Raw genomic sequence first — 1,016 nt, 5'->3', positions numbered from 1 at the left:
CTTATTAAATCAAGGCTCACTGCGTTTTTAGCGGTGAGCTTTTTTTGATGCGATTTTTTGAATTGGTCATACCTTTGCCACGAACTAGCTTTTGTCTAACTACTGAAAGAGGGAATTAAATAAAAAGTCATTCTTGTCATTGGAAAATGACAAGAATGACTTTTTATCGATAAACTTCTCTTCGGTGACCAATATGAACAATAATAATCTTGATTTCATCATCATTAATATCAGCTAATAAGCGGTAATTTCCAACACGATAGCGCCAATAATCTTTCAATTCGCCCTTTAGTGCTTTGCCATGTCTTCTAGGGTCATCTGTCTCTACTAAGTTCTTTTCTATCCAAGCCGCAATCATACGCTGTTGCCCTTTATCTAATTTTTTCAAACTTTTTACAGCCTTTTTTTCATAAACGAGGTCATATTTCATTTTATAAATCCAACATTTTCATTACTTCATCGTGGTTATAAGTTTCGCTTTTTCCATCTTTTAAATCGGCTTCATATTCTTTAATTCGTTTCAGATCCATTTCATCTTCCATTTTTTCCTCTAAGGTTTTTTTCAATAGAGTAGATAAAGGCAGGTCATGTAATTTTGCGTACTCATTAAAATATTTTTGTTCTTCATCATTCAATCGTACAGTAATTGTAGTCATTTTAATCACTCCTTGGTTAGATTGTAACACATTGTGTTACAAAAATAAAGAAGTTCTCTATAAATTTAGACTGCCATAGAGATCATTAATATCATCTTGCTGAATACCTAAATAGCGTTTTGTAACCGTTAAATTACTGTGATTTAAGGTTTCCATAATAATTGCTGGACTAAAGCCTTTTTTCCATGCGTGATAGCCCCATGTTTTTCTCAAGCTATGTGTACCGACATTGTCTTTAATTCCGACCGCTTTGGCGGCACTTTTCAAAATATTTAAGGATTGCTGGCGCGAGAGGGGCTTTTGCGCGCCTTCTCGCGACTGGAAGAGGTAATCGTCGAAGGAATACCCGTCTAAGCTCCC

3 protein-coding genes are annotated in these 1,016 nt (G+C 35.2%); all 3 read right to left on the bottom strand.

Features of this window, described 5'->3' with window-relative positions; genetic code table 11:
- Positions 1 to 163: 163 nt before the first annotated feature.
- Positions 164 to 430 (bottom strand): type II toxin-antitoxin system RelE family toxin, encoded by a 267-nt coding sequence (locus BMX83_RS10710; RefSeq protein WP_087057137.1) that lies wholly within the window; start codon positions 428 to 430, stop codon positions 164 to 166.
- A gap of 1 nt (position 431) precedes the next feature.
- Positions 432 to 656, bottom strand: coding sequence for a type II toxin-antitoxin system RelB family antitoxin (relB, locus tag BMX83_RS10705; RefSeq protein WP_091636868.1), 225 nt, complete (start codon positions 654 to 656; stop codon positions 432 to 434).
- Between the two features lie 57 nt (positions 657 to 713).
- Positions 714 to 1,016 (bottom strand): tyrosine-type recombinase/integrase (locus tag BMX83_RS10700; protein ID WP_177170589.1); only part of this gene is annotated, 303 nt, incomplete at its 5' end.

It is taken from the genome of Alkalibacterium gilvum, from assembly GCF_900109085.1.
Lineage (GTDB): Bacteria > Bacillota > Bacilli > Lactobacillales > Carnobacteriaceae_A > Alkalibacterium > Alkalibacterium gilvum.
This window is presented reverse-complemented; position numbering and strand designations above follow the sequence as displayed.

Coding starts and splice junctions, on each gene's coding strand:
- BMX83_RS10710 (WP_087057137.1), bottom strand. CDS start 430: ATGAAATATGACCTCGTTTATGAAAAAAAGGCTGTAAAAAGTTTGAAA.
- relB (WP_091636868.1), bottom strand. CDS start 656: ATGACTACAATTACTGTACGATTGAATGATGAAGAACAAAAATATTTT.